This is a genomic window from Hymenobacter taeanensis (assembly GCF_013137895.1).
Classification (GTDB): Bacteria; Bacteroidota; Bacteroidia; order Cytophagales; family Hymenobacteraceae; genus Hymenobacter; species Hymenobacter taeanensis.
Genome location: NZ_CP053538.1, coordinates 1,849,405 through 1,865,874, shown reverse-complemented (window position 1 = coordinate 1,865,874; position 16,470 = coordinate 1,849,405). Strand labels below are relative to the sequence as shown.

Sequence of the window (16,470 nt, the reverse complement as noted above, 5' to 3'; positions counted from 1 at the left end):
ATCAGCACATTCCTGGCTCAGGTCATGATTACACCGTCTTGCGGGAGTTAATCTGATTGATGAGCTGGTCTACATCACCGAGGAGTTGTTCTGCTTTGCTTTTCGCGTCTTGAATCACGCGTTGGCCTTCGCTTTTAGCCGAGCTGGGGCCCGCGTCGGCGCGGCTGGTTACCAGGTTCTCGGTAAGCTCAGCCAACTGCTCGCGATATTTTTCCAGCTTATAGCTGAGCCAGCTGCGCGTTTCACGGCCTTTTTCAGGCGCATACAAAAGTCCGATGGCGGCCCCAGTGAGGGCTCCGCCGGCGAAGCATAGAATACCGGTAGTGGTTTTGCTACCCATAATGCAAGTGTGTGGCGTGGTGGGAGGTGGAGAATACCCTATATAGACGACGTTACCCCGGTGTGGGTTGTCGGCACTATTGATTGTCCAGTAGCCCGCGGCCCGATTTGCGAATGGCGCCGCTGGCAGTCAGATCCTGGGCCAATTTATCCAGAATACCGTTCACAAACTGCTTACTCTTCGGGGTGCTATAGATTTTGCTGATTTCGATGTACTCGTTGATGGTCACTTTCACGGGAATAGCCCGGAAAAGGTGCATCTCACAAAGCGCCATCTTCAGCAGAATCTTGTCGGTAAGCGCCACGCGCTCTACGTCCCAGTTCTGCACCGACTCCGAGATAAGCTGCTCGTATTTGGCGTCGTCGGCTAGCGTTTGCTTGTAGAGTGACTCGGCAAACTCCTTATCGTCCTGCCAGTTAGCCGACAGCGACATCAAAACCAGGTTCTCATCTGCGGCCTCGTCCAGCATCTTGATGGTTTTCACCACCAGGTTCTTCACGATGGGCCGGTTTTCTTCCCAGTTCAAGTCGTCCTCCTCAATGTAGGCGGGCAGGCTCTCGCCCTTGAACACGAACGTTTTGTAGATGTGCTTCAGAATTTCCTGGTCCTCGGCGTAGTTGCCGGCCGGGGCTGCGAGGTAGCTCAGCAGCTCGGGGTCCTGTTTCATCTCATTGCGCCAGGCGCTCCGCAGGGCATCCAGTTCTTCCTCGCCGTGCCACTTCAGGGAGCGGCGAATGGTGAGGTCCTGGAGCTGAATGTTGTTGATGAGCTTCTCGATTACCTGGTTTTCCTGCAGGCGCGTAGCATCGAGCAGGGGCTCCTTGGCGGCCGTGAACCGGCGCGAGTCGCGTACTTTCTCCTCCTCAATCACCTGCAGCAGAGCCTCCGGGATGTTGAGCAGGTGGATATACTGGTCATGAATGCTCTCCGCTGCCTGCACCATTTGGCCGGCATAGAAGGTACCATCCTTCGCCACGGCCTTGCGGTAGTAGCTGATGGCGTCCTTCACGGCATCGTTTACGTCTTTATCGTCGGTGCTTTCGGGCTCCTGGCCACCCTTGTGCCATTCCTTAAAAATGACTTCGGCCATTTTGCGCTGGCCCTGCAGGTGCTTGCGGTCCTGGGGCTCAGGCGAGTCTAAATCGGGCGCGAAGGTGTCCGCAATCTGGTCAGTGGCGAGTAAGAAATCTGACCCTACGGCCTGATGGTAGGCGTAAAGGGCCTGCATAACCTTAATGCGGAGCGTGCGACGGTTGAGCATTGTATGGTGTTGGTACTGGTGGAGTCTCCGAAAAACAAAGAACGACGGGCAGAACAACGCTTCTCCCCGGTTAGTGCTGCAAAAGTAAGGTTATTACTTCGGAGCGAGAGAATTCGTTCTGCCCGTCGGGCTATTGCTCGGGGTTTAGTAGGTTGATTTCACCTTGCCGATAGCCGCAATGCGTTCCTCTGCCTGACGCGTAGCGGCAGCTTGTGGGTGGCTTTGCTCCTGATCGGCCTTGCGCAGAACCTGCGTAGTGATGTCGTAGATATTTTCAGTTTGGGTGAGGGCGGTCTGGCGGCTGCCTCCAATTACTTCTGAGTACACATTGATCAGGCCACCGGCGTTAATCAGGAAATCGGGGCCGTATACAATGCCCCGCTCCACCAGCGCCGGGCCGTGGATGTTCTCGTCGGCCAGCTGGTTGTTGGCACACCCAGCAATTACCTGGCACTTCAGGCGGCTGATGGTATCATCATTAATGGTAGCACCCAGCGCGCAAGGCGAGTAGATGTCCATATCCTGGTCATAAATTTCGTCAAGGCCCACGGCCGTAGCCCCGAAACGAGCGGCGGCTTCCAGGGCGCGGTCTTCGTAGTAGTCGGTCAGCACCAGCTTGGCGCCTTCTTTCTGCAGGTACTCCAGCAGGTAGGTGCCCACGTGGCCTACGCCCTGCACAGCAATGCGCTTACCCGCGAGGCTATCAGAGCCAAACGCCTTCTTGGCAGCGGCCTTCATACCCATGTACGTACCGTAAGCCGTTACCGGCGATGGGTCGCCGCTACCGCCCATGCTCTCGGGTAAGCCCGACACGTGCTTGGTTTCCATCCGGATGTATTCCATGTCCTTGGTGGTCATGTTCACATCTTCGGCGGTGATATACTTGCCATTAAGGTTCTGCACGAAGCGGCCGAACTTACGCAGCAAGGCCTCTGTCTTCATGGTTTTAGCGTCGCCGATGATGACGGCCTTGCCACCACCCAGGTTCAGACCCGAAATAGCAGCTTTGTAGGTCATGCCACGCGAGAGGCGTAGTACGTCGTTGAGGGCTTCGGCGTCGGAGGCGTAATGCCACATACGCGTGCCGCCCAAAGCGGGCCCGAGTACGGTGTTATGAATGCCGATGATGGCGCGTAGGCCAGTCTCGTGGTCGTGGCAGTACACTACCTGCTCGTGTTGGTGTTCGGCAATTTGCCCAAAGACCGACGTATCGGTTAGCACTTTCGTTTCAACCATAAAATAAGGAGTGGGTGGGGTGGGTTGTTGTACCTTTGCAGAAGCAGTAACGGGGTGAAGCGCTACACGTATCTTTAAACGGATGGCCTGGGTGGTACGCCATTCGTTGGTCAGACGGAATTATAGAATGAAGCGTTTCGGCTTCCCTTTCGTACTGCCCCCCGCAATTTGGGTGCAAAAGTAACCTGTTTTTCCGACTTAAGCCACCGGGGTGCTGTCTTTTGCCAGTGCTGCCCCGTTGTTTAGATGTTTGGGAGCGAGAGGGTTAGACCAGGGAGGGACCACAGCCCTAGGCCAGTCTCTGGGCTGGCTGAAAACCACTAGGCCTGTTTCTAACTTTCTATATCCCAACCGCTAAACTCACAACCTGCCTGCCTGTGCGCGCTCTATCTGCTGTTAATAAATATATTCTGCGCTACAAGTGGCACTTCCTGGGTGGGGTGCTCTTTGTGGCATTAAGCACGCTGCTGGCCATCTTCCCGGCCCAGATTGTGCGCTATGCCTTTGATCTGGTAGGTGAAGGCATTGACCTATATTACCTCTACGAAGGCACCCAGGCCCAAAGCGGGGTGTATGAGCTGTTTGGGCGCAACGTGCTGCTCTACGGCGTACTCATCCTGACGATGGCCTTGCTGCGGGGCATCTTCCTGTTCTTCATGCGTCAGACGCTCATCGTGATGTCGAGGCTTATTGAGAACGACCAGAAGAACGAAATATACCAGCACTACCAGTCGCTGCCCCTTTCCTTCTACCGCCGGCACAGCACCGGCGACCTGATGTCGCGCATTTCCGAGGACGTAGGCCGGGTGCGCATGTACGTGGGGCCAGCGCTTATGTACTTCATGCAGCTTGTCATCCTGTTCGTGCTTATTGTGCCTCTTATGTTCATGGTGAACGTGAAGCTCACGATTTACACCCTGCTGCCGCTGCCCATTCTGAGCGTAAGCATTTTCTACGTGAACAACCTCATTGAGCGCAAGTCCGATGAGATTCAACGCTCCCTGGCCAGCATGACCACCTTTGTGCAGGAAGCCTTTTCGGGCATTCGGGTTCTGAAGTCGTTCGTGCGGGAGGAGGATTCCCATCACCAGTTCTCAGTGGCTTCTGACAATTATAAGGATAAGTCCCTGAGCCTGAACTTCGTTAATTCCCTTTTCTTTCCGCTGATTCTGTTCCTGGTAGGTCTCAGCACCATTGTTACCGTCTGGATTGGCGGCCAGGAGGTTATCCGGGGCACTATCACCACGGGCAGCATTGCGGAGTTCCTGATTTACGTGAACCTGCTTACCTGGCCCGTAACGGCCCTGGGCTGGACCAGCAGCCTTGTGCAGCGCGCTCAGGCTTCGCAGGCCCGCATCAATGAGTTCCTGGACCAGAAGACTGACATCGTTTCGCGTCAGAACGTAGAGCTGGACATTAAAGGCGACATCGTCTTCGACCACGTCAGCTTCACCTACCCCGATACCGGCATTCAGGCTCTGCGTGACGTATCCTTCCGCATTCACCCCGGCGAAACGCTGGCCGTAATTGGCAACACCGGTGCTGGTAAGAGCACAGTGGCCGCGCTGCTCAGCCGCCTTTATGATGTTACAAGCGGCAGTATTAAAGTAGATGGCGTAGATGTGCGGGATCTTTCGCTCAGCTCCTTGCGCGAGCAAATTGGGTACGTGCCGCAGGATGTGTTCCTGTTCTCTGACTCCATTCGCAACAACATCAACTTCGGCCTAGAAAACCCCACCGAAGAGCGGATGCTGCAAGCCGCCAAAGATGCCAACGTCTACGAGAACATCATTCGCTTTCCGGAAGGGTTTGATACCAAGCTGGGGGAGCGAGGCATCACGCTCTCCGGGGGGCAAAAGCAGCGCGTAAGCATTGCCCGTGCCCTTGTGAAGGAACCCAAAATCCTGATTCTCGACGATGCGCTTTCTGCCGTTGACACCAACACCGAAAACGCTATTCTGGGGGCATTGCAACGCATTATGCATAACCGCACCAGCCTTATTATCTCCCACCGGGTGTCCTCAGTAAAGCTCGCCGACCAAATTCTGGTGCTCGACGACGGCGTTATTGTGCAGCATGGCACCCACGAAGACCTGATGCAGGACACTGATGGGCTGTACCGGGCCCTGTATGAGCGCCAGTTGCAGAGCGAAGAGGCCTAGGCCACTACCTGCATGGCCTACGGCAATAACGCTAGCTTGGCCAGGAGGCTAGCCCATGAGTTTAGCAGCTTGCCAACCGCTACCTGCACCCATAGCTACGCCCATACCATTGCAACGCACGGCTACAAACAAGCTCGGCTGCACCTCCCGTATAATTGGCGTTAACTCACGCCCAAAACCCATCACGCCGCTCCACCTGTAGTCAATTTTGGGGTGCCGGCCAGGCACAACCACTTCATAGAGCAGCTGCTCTAAACGCTGCTGCACTAGCAGTGTGGTACCGGGTTGGGTTGTTTCCTCCGCCTGAAAATCAAGGTTGCGGCCTCCACCCAGCAGCACCCGCTCTCCTACCTGGCGGAAGTAGTAGTAGCCTTTGTCATAGTGGAAACTACCAGGCAGCTGCAAGCCAGGTAGCGGCTCAGTCACGAGTACCTGGCCCCGGCCCGGTACCACGTCTATATCCGGCAGCAGTTCGCGGCTGAATGCATTGGTGGCCAACAGCACCTGACCGGCTTGCAGCTCTACTCCTTCTAACTGCACTTGTACCGCGCCGGCGGTAACTCCTACGCCCAGCACTGGGCAGCCGTGCAATACGGTTACGCCTGCCTCCCATGCCTTGCGTAACAGTGCCAGCATCATTTGTCCGGTATCAAGGCTCCCCTCAGCGGTATTTTCCAGCATAACAGCCGTTCCGCCTAGCCCCAAGGCTGCTATGCGGTGCGAGGCATCCCGGAAGATGTTGGTGGTCCCTATGAGGGGTGCTAGCAGTTCATTATAGTAGGCCATGTGCTGTTGGCAGGCAGCTGCCAGCTTCGCTTCTTCAGGCCTAAACAACTCGTAGCCTCCTTCTGGCCGGTACTTAATTAGGTCATCGCCGAGTAGTTCACGTAAGCGGCGCAGGCCTTCCCAGCGGGCTTCTACAACGGCTAGCAGCGCCTCAGAGCCACCACGCATTTCCTGCTCTAGCAGTTCCGAGACGCTACCAAAGCAAGCAAACCCCGCATTTTTGGTGCTAGCCCCGCTGGGTAATACATCGCGCTCCAGCACTAACACCCGCGCAGTAGGCCTGCGCTGGCGAGTATATATGGCAGCAGTTAGCCCTACCAAGCCACCCCCAATTATTACCACATCTGGCTGGTGCAAAAACGCCTGCTGCTCCCAGTATGACAAGTTATTCATGGGCAGTTGTGGAATAAGAAACCGTGACAGCAGTAAAACTGAACAAAAAATAAGCCCCGCCATAATAATGGCGGGGCTTATCTGGCAAGGAAATTAACTCTACTGGCCTATGGCTACTCGCTTAAGACCCCGCCGCTCACCTGAAGTGCACTGCACAATGTAAGAGCCGGCTGGCAGCGTACTAACGTCCAGCACCACAGCATCGGCACCCGACATGATGTCGCGGGTGATAACCGGGCGGCCATCGGTGCCATTCAGCTCGACGCGCGTTGGGCCTGAGGCATTGGTGCGCACCGTCAGCCGTTTGGTGAGTGGGTTAGTGTCAGCACGTACCTTCAGTGCATCAGTGTTCGGAGCCGTTGCTTCCATCTTATCCGTGATGAGCGCTGGCGGGGTGGCCATGGCTATTTCCGCAGAGTTTGCAGCTTCTGCGGGCTTCACAGTTTCTACTAGCTTCCCAGCCGACGCAGCTGTTGTTGGCTTGGGCGTTGCAGCAGCAGTTTTACCAGCCGTAGACTTGGCAACTGGTGTCGTAGCTTTTGTTTGGGCCTGTGCGGAGCTCGAAAACAGCAAAACAGCAATCAAGCTTATAAGAGAGGCGAAAAATTTCATATGCGTCCTTGTCAAATTTATTGAACGTTACGGAGTTCCTAAAGCCAATCGTTTTGTGCTCCGATTTGCATTATCCGCGTAAGAAAGTACCGAATCTAATGAAAAATGTATTGAATTTTTCATTATCGCGCTCTTTAAACAAAAAATATAATTTCTTATTTCTAGAACTATAACGGATTCATAAATGGTGTGGCTGTTAGAGAGCAGTACCACTCGCTTGTACCTGAAAAGAGTTTAGTAGTCGTTGTTGTGGTCAGTCGCGGAATACCGTTACAATAACAGCCAGCCTAGATCAGCCCTATGCCTAGGTATAGGGCTGCAGGTGAGAATAGTAGCCCCGGATGAAGCGGTAGTCATGTAACGCTTAAGCGTTGGAGCTGTCTAGTGTGTAGTAGAGGAGTAGAGAGTGAGCCGCAAAATAACGTCTGCACGCATCAGACACGCACGTTATGGCATCAGCACACAATTACCAACCACGACACTAAAGCCTGTGTTAACCACCATAGTTACCCCGCACATTTCATGTTCTCTTGTCTAACTCACGGTTAATGAACCTAATAACTAATAACTATTGTCAACAACAGCAGCTTTAATAAGGCCCAGCAACAAAAAAACCAGCAAATTCTTGTGCACACGGCATTCCCCCCTTACATTTGTGCCATAATTCATCGGGGTGTAGCGTAGCCTGGTATCGCGCCAGCATGGGGTGCTGGAGGTCGTAGGTTCGAATCCTGCCACTCCGACCGAAGAATTTCTTGTTCGAAAAGCCTCTGGGAACCCCACCCGGAGGCTTTTTTCGGCAAGGCCCAATCCTAAAGTACCCGTTGTGCTTACTTAGCACTTCTATTCGGGGTGTAGCGCAGCCCGGTAGCGCGCGTCGTTCGGGACGACGAGGCCGTAGGTTCGAATCCTGCCACCCCGACACTGGTACTCCATTCCTGCTCAAGCAAAGCGCCCCCTGAATTGCAGCTCAGGGGGCGCTTTGCTTTAACGGGAATCTACTAATTATAAAACAGGCCTAGATGGGTTTTCTAGGCCTGTTTCAGTTTGAGTACTACGCACTTATCTAAGCTTGTACGAATTCTTTTTGCGTTTATAGTCTTTGTCCTTGTCGCGGGTAAGGAGCAAAATAGCTCCCGTGGTTACCAGCGCAATAGTGGCCATTTTAGTCACGAAGGCGGTACGGTTATGCTCCCATTCAACCTTGTATCCCTTCTCGGCAAAAATATTGGGCACGTGGCCATGCGCAAGATCTTCCAGTACGCCCTCTACTACGTTCACACGGTCGGCGAGCAAAAGCGGTAGCCAGTGCCCATAGTGCGATTCACTGTAGTTAAATGCGAAGCGCCGGATCATGCCGCTTAGGCCGGTTGGGGGAGCAGCCTCCCCGAATACTGCTGATACATTGGGCCGTTCAATTGTCTTCAGCAGCTCAATATCCACGGGCTGCAAGGCATCTGGCCGGTGTTTACTATCTGGGTCCTGCGAAACGTTCATACGCTCCCGCATAGGGTACGTGGGGTCATTCTCAGGATTTGCATCTATGCCCCAGCCTGGGAGCTTCTGCGGATCTTTCACAGTATTTTCCATGGGTGGTCAGCGTTAGATTTTGGTAGGGAAAACGATAAGGGGCTTAATGCAGTTGTCGAGCTTGGCAGCAAACATGCGGTAACCATCAGCAACTTCTTCCAGCGGAATACGATGCGTAATCAACTCTTTGGGTTTAATGATACCGTTTTGCACGTGATCAATCAGGCGCGGCAGCAAACGCTTCACAGAAGCCTGATTAGCCCGAATCGTCAGGCCTTTATTAAGCACGTTGCCAATAGGCACAAGGTTATCAGTGGGCCCGTACACTCCTACGATAGAGACTACACCGCCTTTCTTCACTGAGTTAATAGCCCAGTGCAAGGCCGTAGTAGAGCCCGCCTGCAACAGCAGTTTACGGCCCGTAATGGTTTGCATAGCGTTGCCGGCAGCCTCAGCCCCCACGGCATCAATTACACAGTCGGCGCCCATAAAATCGGTAGTTTTCTTTACGAATACTACGGGGTCGTCCATGTCTTTCTCAAAGTTATAGGCCTCGCAGTTGGCGTAGTTGCGGGCAAACTCAAGACGGTAATCTTCTTTGTCAATGATGATAACGCGGCCGGCCCCGAAGAGCCAACAGCAGCGGGCGGCCATAATGCCTACTGGCCCGGCCCCAAACACTACTACCGTATCGCCGGGTTGGATACCCGCCATTTCAGCGGCCTGATACCCCGTCGGGACTACGTCAGTCAGCAGTACGGCATCATCAGGATCCATACCCTCCGGAATAACTGTGGGGCCCACGTTGGCATAGGGTACACGGGCATATTCTGCTTGGCCACCGTTATAGCCACCGGCCGTGTGCGAGTACCCAAAAATGCCTCCCACGGCACTAGACTGAGTATTTGACTCGTGGCAGTTGCCAAACATCCCCTGTTTGCAAAAATGGCATTCTCCGCAGGCCACGTTGAACGGAACAATCACATGATCACCTACCTTCACTTTAGTAACCTCGGGGCCGACTTCCTCTACAATACCACAGAACTCGTGGCCGAAAGTTGAGCCTACTCGAGTGTCGGGCACATTACCGTTATACAGGTGAAGGTCGGAGCCACAGATGCAGGAACGGGTAACCCGAACAATAGCATCCTGTGGATGCTTTATTTCGGGCATTGGCTTTTGAGTGGCACGGACCCGCTTGGGGCCCCGGTAATCCATTGCTAGCATAAGAATCCTTTTTGTGTTCAGGTGGGTGTGTTAGCTCATTACCTCCCAAGGATCCATTAACTACAGCATTGCCTAACTATAGGTAAGCCCAAAAGAGGTAATGCTAAATCTGTACTTACACTATTCCTTAAGGTTACTCCAACCACCCGAATCACGTACTTATACGTGGAAATAGTTGCATACAATCAGTATAAACACGCAAAATTGCTTCTCTCTACTCGCTGTGTTTCTCGGCTTACTAATAAACAGCAGAACAACTATTTCCTTAAACTGCTCGCTTTTACTCTTCTAAATCAACCATTTATTGATTTAGGTATATCTATGTTCAAATAACTCCGCTTAATGAGCGTTACAGCTCTATCCTATTTTTTTAATCCACTTCATTTATAACCAGTTCATGAAGAAGTTAGCATTTAGCTTATTACCAGTAGGGCTCGCCTTTAATGCCACAGCACAGATAAGCGCCGGAAAACTGCTACTAAGCGGCGGCGTAAACTACTCCACCTCAAAGTCAGACAGACAACTTCCCTCTTCAAAAGAGATACTCAGTTATCACTCTTATCAAGTTACTCCTGCTGTTGGCTTCTTCGTAGCCGATAACCTAGCGGTAGGCCTGACGGGTGAGCATGGTCGTGACAAGCAATCCTCATACGAAGAGGTTCAAGCAACAAAGCGCAGTGAGTACAGCACTACTAGAACTTTCACTTCCATTGCCCCCTTCGTCCGCTATTATTATATGCTAGGAGAGAAGATCGGCCTGTATGGTCAGCTAGAGGCAGGCTACACCAAAAGTAACGGAGAATACCTTGCTACATCCGTAGCGAATCCGCCCTATAGCTCAACCAGTACGTCAAAAGGCGGTTACGGCGCCTTTACCCCAGCGCTAGTTTATTTTCCGATCGAGAAACTAGCTATACAGCTTACCGTGGGGAGCGTGCGATACGCCAAAACCAAAGGCAGAACCACTAATGAAATGGGTACAGAAACGGAGTCGGGGCGGTACTCCCTGTTATCCACCAACTTCGGATTATCCTACGTGAATGTGGGCCTTGCCTTGCACCTAGGTGGCAGCTAGGCCACTCCTCCCTGAAACACGACACCGGCTCCTCTTATGTTAGAGGAGCCGGTGTCGTGTTTCAGGGAGGAGTGGCCTAGTTGAACCTTACTTCAATACCGCCAGTACCTCTGGCTCACCCTTTTCCGGGAAGCGCTCTAAGTACACATCCTGCAAGGTGATCTTGCGCTCCTTGGCGTAGTCCTTGATGCCACCATAAAGTTTGTCAGGGGCCACCATGTAGCCGGCATCAATGCGGGCGTGGAGCACGCGCTGGCCAGCTGGGAACACGCGGTACTTATAGTTTTGGGGGAGCTTTTGGGTAGTATCGGCAACAACTAGGCCCACAAACACCTTGGCAGCGGTGCGGGTGTCTTCGGGGCTGTTGTAGAAGATGTTACCGAAGTCGCCGCGCACTTGGCCAGTGCGGCGCAGCTCGTAGGCACGGCGCGTCAGCTCACCGAAGGCTTCGTCATCGGCGGGACCTTCGTAGTACTGGCCCGCCACAAAGTAGGGCTGCGCCAATGTTTCCTGGGTAACGGTAGCGGCTTTGAAGCCACCCATCTTCCAGTAGGCCACTGTAAAGCCAATACCCAAGAGAAGGCTGAGCGCTAAAAAAATTCTATTCATGTATTGAAGAGGTGAAATGCCGTAGGAACAATGGGCTCATTTGGGCCACAAAGAAACGGTACTGCGCGGTATGTCTGAGTGCAACAGTGGCCTAGGCCACTCCATTAGCCCTCCAGTACGCCCTTATACTGCATCTGATACAGTTGAGAGTAGAAACCCTGGTGGCGTAGCAATTCCTCGTGCGTACCGGCTTCCTTGATCTCGCCTTTGTCCAGCACAATAATGCGGTCGGCTTTTTGAATGGTGCTCAGGCGGTGGGCAATAACTAGCGAAGTACGGCCCTGCATGAGCTTCTCAATGGCCTCCTGAATCAACTCCTCGGTTTCCGAGTCAACGGATGAAGTAGCTTCATCCAGAATAATAATGCGCGGCTGATACACCATGGCCCGCACAAAGCTGATGAGCTGGCGCTGGCCTACGGAAAGCGTAGCCCCGCGCTCCATTACCTCATACTGCAGGGCACCCGGCAAACGCTCGATAAAGCGCCGAGCACCCACTAGGTCGGCGGCTTCCCAGATTTGCTCGTCGGTTATATCCTGCTTGCCTAGGGTGATATTGTCGCGGATGGTACCCGCAAACAGGAACACGTCCTGCAGCACGACCCCAATGTGGCGGCGCAGATCCTTGAGGTCGTACTCGCGCAGGTCGTGACCATCGACGCTGATGGTGCCTTTGTTAATTTCGTAGAAGCGGCTGAGCAGGTTGATGATGCTGGTTTTGCCAGCGCCGGTGGCACCCACAAAGGCAATAGTCTGGCCGGCTTGCACCTCGAAGTTTACATCGCGCAGCACCCATTCCTCATCGTTGTAAGCAAACCACACGTGGTCGAACTTCACGTCGCCGCGCAAGTCAGTGGGGATGTAGCTGCCATTATCGGCAATCATTTCTTTGCTATCAAGCAGTTTCAACAGACGCTCTGTGCTTACCAGGCCCAGCTGCAAGGTATTGAAGCGGTCGGCAATCTGGCGAATGGGCCGGAAAAACAGGGCGTTGTACATGATGAAGGCGATGAGGGCGCCCTTCGAGATGGTGCCCTCAATCTGGCCCTGGGCGGCGTACCACACCAACAGACCTACGCCGGCGGCAGCCAGCACTTCGGCCACCGGGAAGTAGATGCTGTAGTAGAGTACCGAGCGGATGTTGGCGCGGGTATGCTCCTGGTTGATCTTCTCAAACTTGCGAAACTCCCGCTCCTCGTTGTTGAAGATTTGCACCACGTTCATGCCAGTCAGGTGCTCCTGCACGAACGAGTTCAGACTGGCTACGGCCGTGCGTACCTCCTGAAACGACTTCTTCACTTTCTCCTTGAATACGTAAGTGCTGAACAGCAGCGGCGGAATCACGGCCAGGCTCACCAGCGTCAGGCGCCAGTCGATGTAAAACATGAAGGCCATGATGAACAGCAACTGCAGGATATCGCCAATCATGGCGGCCAGCCCCTCGCTAAATACGTCGGAGAGAGTTTCTACGTCGGAGATATTACGCGTCACGAGCACACCAATAGGGGTGCGGTCGAAGAACTTGAGGCGCAGATCGAGGATGTGCTTATAGAGGTCTACCCGAATATCGCGCACGATATACTGGCCTAGCCACCCTCCGAAGTACGTTTGGAGGTAGCTTACAATGGCGTGGGCCACCAGCAGCACCAGCAACAGCCCAAACATGCGGTTCAGCCCCGACCAGTCGCTTTGCTCAATCGTGACATCGACCATGCGCTGAATCAGGAAGGGCCGCAACGTGCCCAGCGCCGCCGTGGCAATGGTTAAGAAAATCAGAAAGTAAAAGATGCGCTGATACGGCCGCACGTACGTCATCAACCGGCGCAGTACCTGCCAGTCGAAGATATTGCCGCTTTTAGTGGCAGTAGTAGCTTGCTCCATTCGGGTGGGGAGGGGATAATTAGATAAGGTGGTAACAGCCGACGCCGCAGATTGTGAGAATCAGTCAGTCTACGCCGGAGCTACTCCTTCAGACTTTCGAGAAGTACGGTAATCCTGTCGGTAGGTCTACACCTGCCACTAGTTCTGCCGGGTACTCTACGCGACACAGAAACAAGCCGTTGGCCAACGCAGCCCCACTCGCATGTACGCGGTTGAGAGAGGTAAAGACCTGCCCAAACTCTTCTGGTGTCATTTTGCCGCGCCCTACTGTCAGCAGCGTACCCACCACCAGCCGTACCATGCCGCGCACAAAGCGGTTGGCCCGAATCCGGAATACTAGGCCACCCGGTACCTCGTGCCAGCCGGCCTCTACGCACGTGCACATGTAGTGCTTCTCACTGCCTTTTACTTTAGAAAAGCTCGTGAAGTCATGCGTACCCAGCAGCATTGCGGCGGCTTGGTTCATGGCGGCTACATCGGGCGCGCGGTCGAGGTAGAGGGAGAAGTTCGGGCTAAACGGGTCTGGCACCAATCGCACATGGTATTCGTAAGTGCGATGCTTGGCGTCGTAGCGGGCGTGCGCCTGAGCGGGTACGGGGTGCACCGCCTGGGCCCGAATGTCGCGCGGTAGCGCCCGGTTCAGGCGGTATAGCAACGTCTCTAAGTTCAGCGTGTCGGGCAGTTCCGCATCAAAGTGTGCTACTTGGTGGCTGGCGTGCACCCCCGAATCGGTACGGCCACTACCCAATGAGTACACGGGTTGCCGGAGCACCTGCGAGAGGCAGCGGTCAAGCTCCCGTTGCACCGTTACGGTATTGGGCTGGTGCTGCCAGCCGTGGTATTGGGAGCCATCGTAGGCCAGGTGGAGAAAGTAACGCAAACAGAAAACAGATTAAATAATACAGCCGGAGTGGCCTACACAACCAGCGCGTAAAGCAACGAATCCAGCGTTTGTCCGGCTTTGGTAATACTACGTTTCATGCGGGCCTCCAGCTCGTAACCAGCTTTTTCCAGTACCCGCGCCGAGGCAGCATTAGTTTCAAACACTACGGCGTACAAGCGGCACACATCAAACTGCGCCAGTACATAGTCTGAAACCGCCCTGGTGGCCGCCGTAGTTAAGCCCTTCCCCCACTGCTCCTGAGCCAGCCAGTAGCCTACCTCCGCTGAGCGCCGCCGCACATCAGTCTTGAAATGCACCCCAATACTTCCAACTGCCACGCCATTCAACTCAATGGCCAGATACAGGTCGCGCTGGTCATCTGCCACCAACGACAGAAAAAACTCAGCATCCTGGGGGGTATAGGGGTGCGGAAACGTGTCGCGCAGGTTCTGCCAGATAGCGCGGTCATTAGCAAACCGAGCCAGTGCTGCCGCATCCGAGAACCGCCAGGGCCGCAGGCGGGCACCCGGTATCGGCAGTTCCAGCGTGGGTTTCAGCAAGGGGCTCATCATGGCAGGCGCAACGTGAAACTATGCGGTAGGTGGCCTAGCGTATGTGCCAGGCCACCTACCGGTACAACTGACCTACATCTTCTCGTAGATGACGGCGGCTCCCTGGCCTACGCCTACGCACATAGTGGCCAGACCGTAGCGCACACCCTCGCGGCGCTGCATCTCATGGAGCAGCGTAGCCGTAATGCGCGAGCCGCTGGCTCCTAGTGGATGGCCAATAGCAATTGAGCCACCGTTCACGTTTACTTTGCTAGGATCGAGGTTCAGGTCACGGATGCAGGCAATGCTTTGCGCCGCGAAGGCCTCATTCAGCTCGATCAGGTCCATGTCCTGCAGAGCTAGTCCCGCGCGCTGCAACACCTTCTGGGTAGCAGGCACCGGGCCCAAGCCCATGTACGCCGGATCAACGCCTGCTACCGCCGATGCCACCACGCGGGCCATCGGCTTCAGGTTGTATTGCTTTAACGCCTCCTCGCTTACTACAATAACTGCTGCTGCACCATCATTGATGCCCGCCGAGTTACCCGCCGTTACGGTACCATCAACCTGGAAAGCTGGCCGAATAGTCGCCAACTTCTCTAAGCTTGACAGGCGCGGTGGCTCGTCTTGGTCAAACATAGCCGTGTCTCCTTTCGGCTGGGGCAAAAAGACCGGCACTATTTCCTTTCGGAACCGACCTTTTTCAAACGCCCGCTGATATTTTTGCTGAGTAGCCAACGCAAAGGCATCCTGCTCTTCCCGGGTAATGCCGTATTTCCGGGCCACGTTCTCGGCTGTCTCACCCATAGCGTAGGGGTGGTGCATCTTTGAGAGCTTGGGGTTCACGAAGCGCCAGCCCAGCGTGGTATCATGCGCCATAAAGTCGCGGGCGAAAGCCGTCGATGACTTAGCCATCACAAAAGGGGCCCGCGTCATGCTTTCAGCACCGCCAGCCATGTAAATATCCCCTTCCCCTGCTTTGATAGCTCGTGAGGCATCCATGATGCTCTGCAGCCCTGAGGCACAGAGGCGGTTTACCGTAACACCAGGTACCGTAGTAGGTAGGCCAGCCAGCAGCGCGGCCATACGGGCCACGTTGCGGTTGTCTTCGCCGGCCTGGTTGGCGGCTCCAATAATTACATCTTCAATAGCTGCTTTATCGAGAGAAGGGTTGCGGCGTAAGAGCTCACGCAAGACGTGCGCGGCTAAATCGTCGGGGCGCACGCTGCTTAGGGCGCCACCAAATTTGGCAATAGGGGTGCGGACGGCGTCCACAATGTATGCGGTTGGCATTGGCTTGTAATGCAGTTATTCCGGTCGTAGTTGGCTACTTTTGCCAGCCCGTTTACACGGGGAGAATCGTAGTCTGAACTGTTAAAACACAAAGATGATACAAAGAATCCAAAGCGTATTTCTGCTGTTGCTCTCCTTGGCAATGTTGAGCGTATTGTTCCTGCCCATCTGGAGCAAAACCGATCCGGTAAGCGGTCAAACGCTGGTAATGACCGCCTTCCAGCTGGCCTACGAAAATACTGATGCGGGTATGTCCGTCTCGATGAGCACCTGGCCAGTAGCCGCACTGGCCGCCGCCTCAACCCTGGTTGCTCTCTTCGAAATCTTTCAATTCCGCAACCGCTTCACGCAGCTCAAGCTAGGCATGGTCAACTTCCTGCTGATTGTGGCTACTATTGGCGCCGGCTTCTACTTCTCTAGCCTAGGTGAGCAAATGCTCAATGTGAAGATGCCCGGCACCTTTCAGGCCGGCTTCTACCTCCCTACCCTGGCATTGCTCCTAAACTTGCTCGCCAACCGCTTCATCCGCCGCGACGAGCAACTGGTTCGCAGCATGGATCGGCTCCGTTAACCAGACACATTTTTCGTTAAAAAGGCTCCCACCAATGTGGGAGCTTTTTTTATTAGTCTAG

Annotated in this window: 16 protein-coding genes and 2 tRNA genes; 6 read left to right on the top strand and 12 right to left on the bottom strand. The window is 54.3% G+C overall.

All coding sequences use genetic code 11. From position 1 onward, the window contains the following. Positions 1-28: 28 nt before the first annotated feature. The 3 genes from HMJ29_RS07980 to HMJ29_RS07970 form a co-directional block, all read right to left on the bottom strand. Positions 29-340 carry a YtxH domain-containing protein gene (locus HMJ29_RS07980; protein ID WP_088845149.1) on the bottom strand — a complete coding sequence of 104 codons (312 nt, stop codon included), beginning with the start codon at positions 338-340 and terminating at the stop codon, positions 29-31. Between the two features lie 76 nt (positions 341-416). Then, positions 417-1,601, bottom strand: coding sequence for a transcription antitermination factor NusB (gene nusB / locus HMJ29_RS07975; protein WP_171590977.1), 1,185 nt, complete (start codon positions 1,599-1,601; stop codon positions 417-419). A gap of 144 nt (positions 1,602-1,745) precedes the next feature. Further along, positions 1,746-2,837 (bottom strand): Glu/Leu/Phe/Val dehydrogenase, encoded by a 1,092-nt coding sequence (locus HMJ29_RS07970; protein WP_171590976.1) that lies wholly within the window; start codon positions 2,835-2,837, stop codon positions 1,746-1,748. A 377-nt stretch (positions 2,838-3,214) separates the two neighbouring features. Between HMJ29_RS07970 and HMJ29_RS07965 the strand changes: the two genes are divergently transcribed. Next, complete coding sequence (locus HMJ29_RS07965; RefSeq protein WP_171590975.1) at positions 3,215-4,999, top strand: ABC transporter ATP-binding protein; 1,785 nt, start codon at positions 3,215-3,217, stop codon at positions 4,997-4,999. Positions 5,000-5,047: 48 nt separating this feature from the next. On the opposite strand, the gene HMJ29_RS07960 is transcribed toward HMJ29_RS07965, so the two are convergent. Both HMJ29_RS07960 and HMJ29_RS07955 read right to left on the bottom strand, forming a co-directional pair. Further along, positions 5,048-6,178, bottom strand: coding sequence for an NAD(P)/FAD-dependent oxidoreductase (locus HMJ29_RS07960; protein WP_171590974.1), 1,131 nt, complete (start codon positions 6,176-6,178; stop codon positions 5,048-5,050). 99 nt (positions 6,179-6,277) lie between these two features. After that, positions 6,278-6,580, bottom strand: coding sequence for a T9SS type A sorting domain-containing protein (locus HMJ29_RS07955; protein ID WP_171590973.1), 303 nt, complete (start codon positions 6,578-6,580; stop codon positions 6,278-6,280). On the opposite strand from HMJ29_RS07955, the gene HMJ29_RS07950 reads away from it, so the two are divergent. From HMJ29_RS07950 to HMJ29_RS07940, 3 genes are all read left to right on the top strand, one after another. Continuing rightward, a complete protein-coding gene (locus tag HMJ29_RS07950; RefSeq protein WP_171590972.1) occupies positions 6,579-6,872 on the top strand; it encodes a hypothetical protein in 294 nt (97 codons plus the stop codon). The genes HMJ29_RS07955 and HMJ29_RS07950 overlap by 2 nt on opposite strands. A gap of 587 nt (positions 6,873-7,459) precedes the next feature. Continuing rightward, positions 7,460-7,533, top strand: a tRNA-Pro gene (locus tag HMJ29_RS07945). A 105-nt stretch (positions 7,534-7,638) separates the two neighbouring features. Beyond that, a tRNA-Pro gene (locus HMJ29_RS07940) sits at positions 7,639-7,712 on the top strand. Positions 7,713-7,852: 140 nt separating this feature from the next. Here the strand turns inward: HMJ29_RS07940 and HMJ29_RS07935 are convergent. Together HMJ29_RS07935 and HMJ29_RS07930 are read right to left on the bottom strand one after the other, a co-directional pair. After that, positions 7,853-8,380, bottom strand: a complete 528-nt coding sequence (locus tag HMJ29_RS07935) for a hypothetical protein (RefSeq protein ID WP_171590971.1) — start codon at positions 8,378-8,380, stop codon at positions 7,853-7,855. A gap of 12 nt (positions 8,381-8,392) precedes the next feature. Further along, on the bottom strand, positions 8,393-9,547 hold the full coding sequence (locus tag HMJ29_RS07930) for a zinc-dependent alcohol dehydrogenase (protein WP_171590970.1): 1,155 nt from the start codon (positions 9,545-9,547) through the stop codon (positions 8,393-8,395). Between the two features lie 397 nt (positions 9,548-9,944). On the opposite strand from HMJ29_RS07930, the gene HMJ29_RS07925 reads away from it, so the two are divergent. Continuing rightward, on the top strand, positions 9,945-10,622 hold the full coding sequence (locus HMJ29_RS07925; RefSeq protein ID WP_171590969.1) for a hypothetical protein: 678 nt from the start codon (positions 9,945-9,947) through the stop codon (positions 10,620-10,622). Positions 10,623-10,709: 87 nt separating this feature from the next. On the opposite strand, the gene HMJ29_RS07920 is transcribed toward HMJ29_RS07925, so the two are convergent. The 5 genes from HMJ29_RS07920 to HMJ29_RS07900 all read right to left on the bottom strand — a co-directional run bounded on the left by HMJ29_RS07920 (position 10,710) and on the right by HMJ29_RS07900 (position 15,838). Next, positions 10,710-11,231 (bottom strand): hypothetical protein, encoded by a 522-nt coding sequence (locus HMJ29_RS07920; protein ID WP_171590968.1) that lies wholly within the window; start codon positions 11,229-11,231, stop codon positions 10,710-10,712. Between the two features lie 104 nt (positions 11,232-11,335). Next, positions 11,336-13,111, bottom strand: a complete 1,776-nt coding sequence (locus HMJ29_RS07915) for an ABC transporter ATP-binding protein (RefSeq protein WP_171590967.1) — start codon at positions 13,109-13,111, stop codon at positions 11,336-11,338. A gap of 88 nt (positions 13,112-13,199) precedes the next feature. Continuing rightward, a complete protein-coding gene (gene truA / locus HMJ29_RS07910; RefSeq protein WP_171590966.1) occupies positions 13,200-13,991 on the bottom strand; it encodes a tRNA pseudouridine(38-40) synthase TruA in 792 nt (263 codons plus the stop codon). A gap of 35 nt (positions 13,992-14,026) precedes the next feature. Beyond that, on the bottom strand, positions 14,027-14,566 hold the full coding sequence (locus HMJ29_RS07905) for a GNAT family N-acetyltransferase (protein ID WP_216634101.1): 540 nt from the start codon (positions 14,564-14,566) through the stop codon (positions 14,027-14,029). A 72-nt stretch (positions 14,567-14,638) separates the two neighbouring features. Further along, complete coding sequence (locus HMJ29_RS07900) at positions 14,639-15,838, bottom strand: thiolase family protein (protein WP_171590965.1); 1,200 nt, start codon at positions 15,836-15,838, stop codon at positions 14,639-14,641. A 94-nt stretch (positions 15,839-15,932) separates the two neighbouring features. Between HMJ29_RS07900 and HMJ29_RS07895 the strand changes: the two genes are divergently transcribed. Continuing rightward, positions 15,933-16,409, top strand: coding sequence for a DUF4293 domain-containing protein (locus HMJ29_RS07895; RefSeq protein WP_171590964.1), 477 nt, complete (start codon positions 15,933-15,935; stop codon positions 16,407-16,409). Positions 16,410-16,470: the final 61 nt, after the last annotated feature.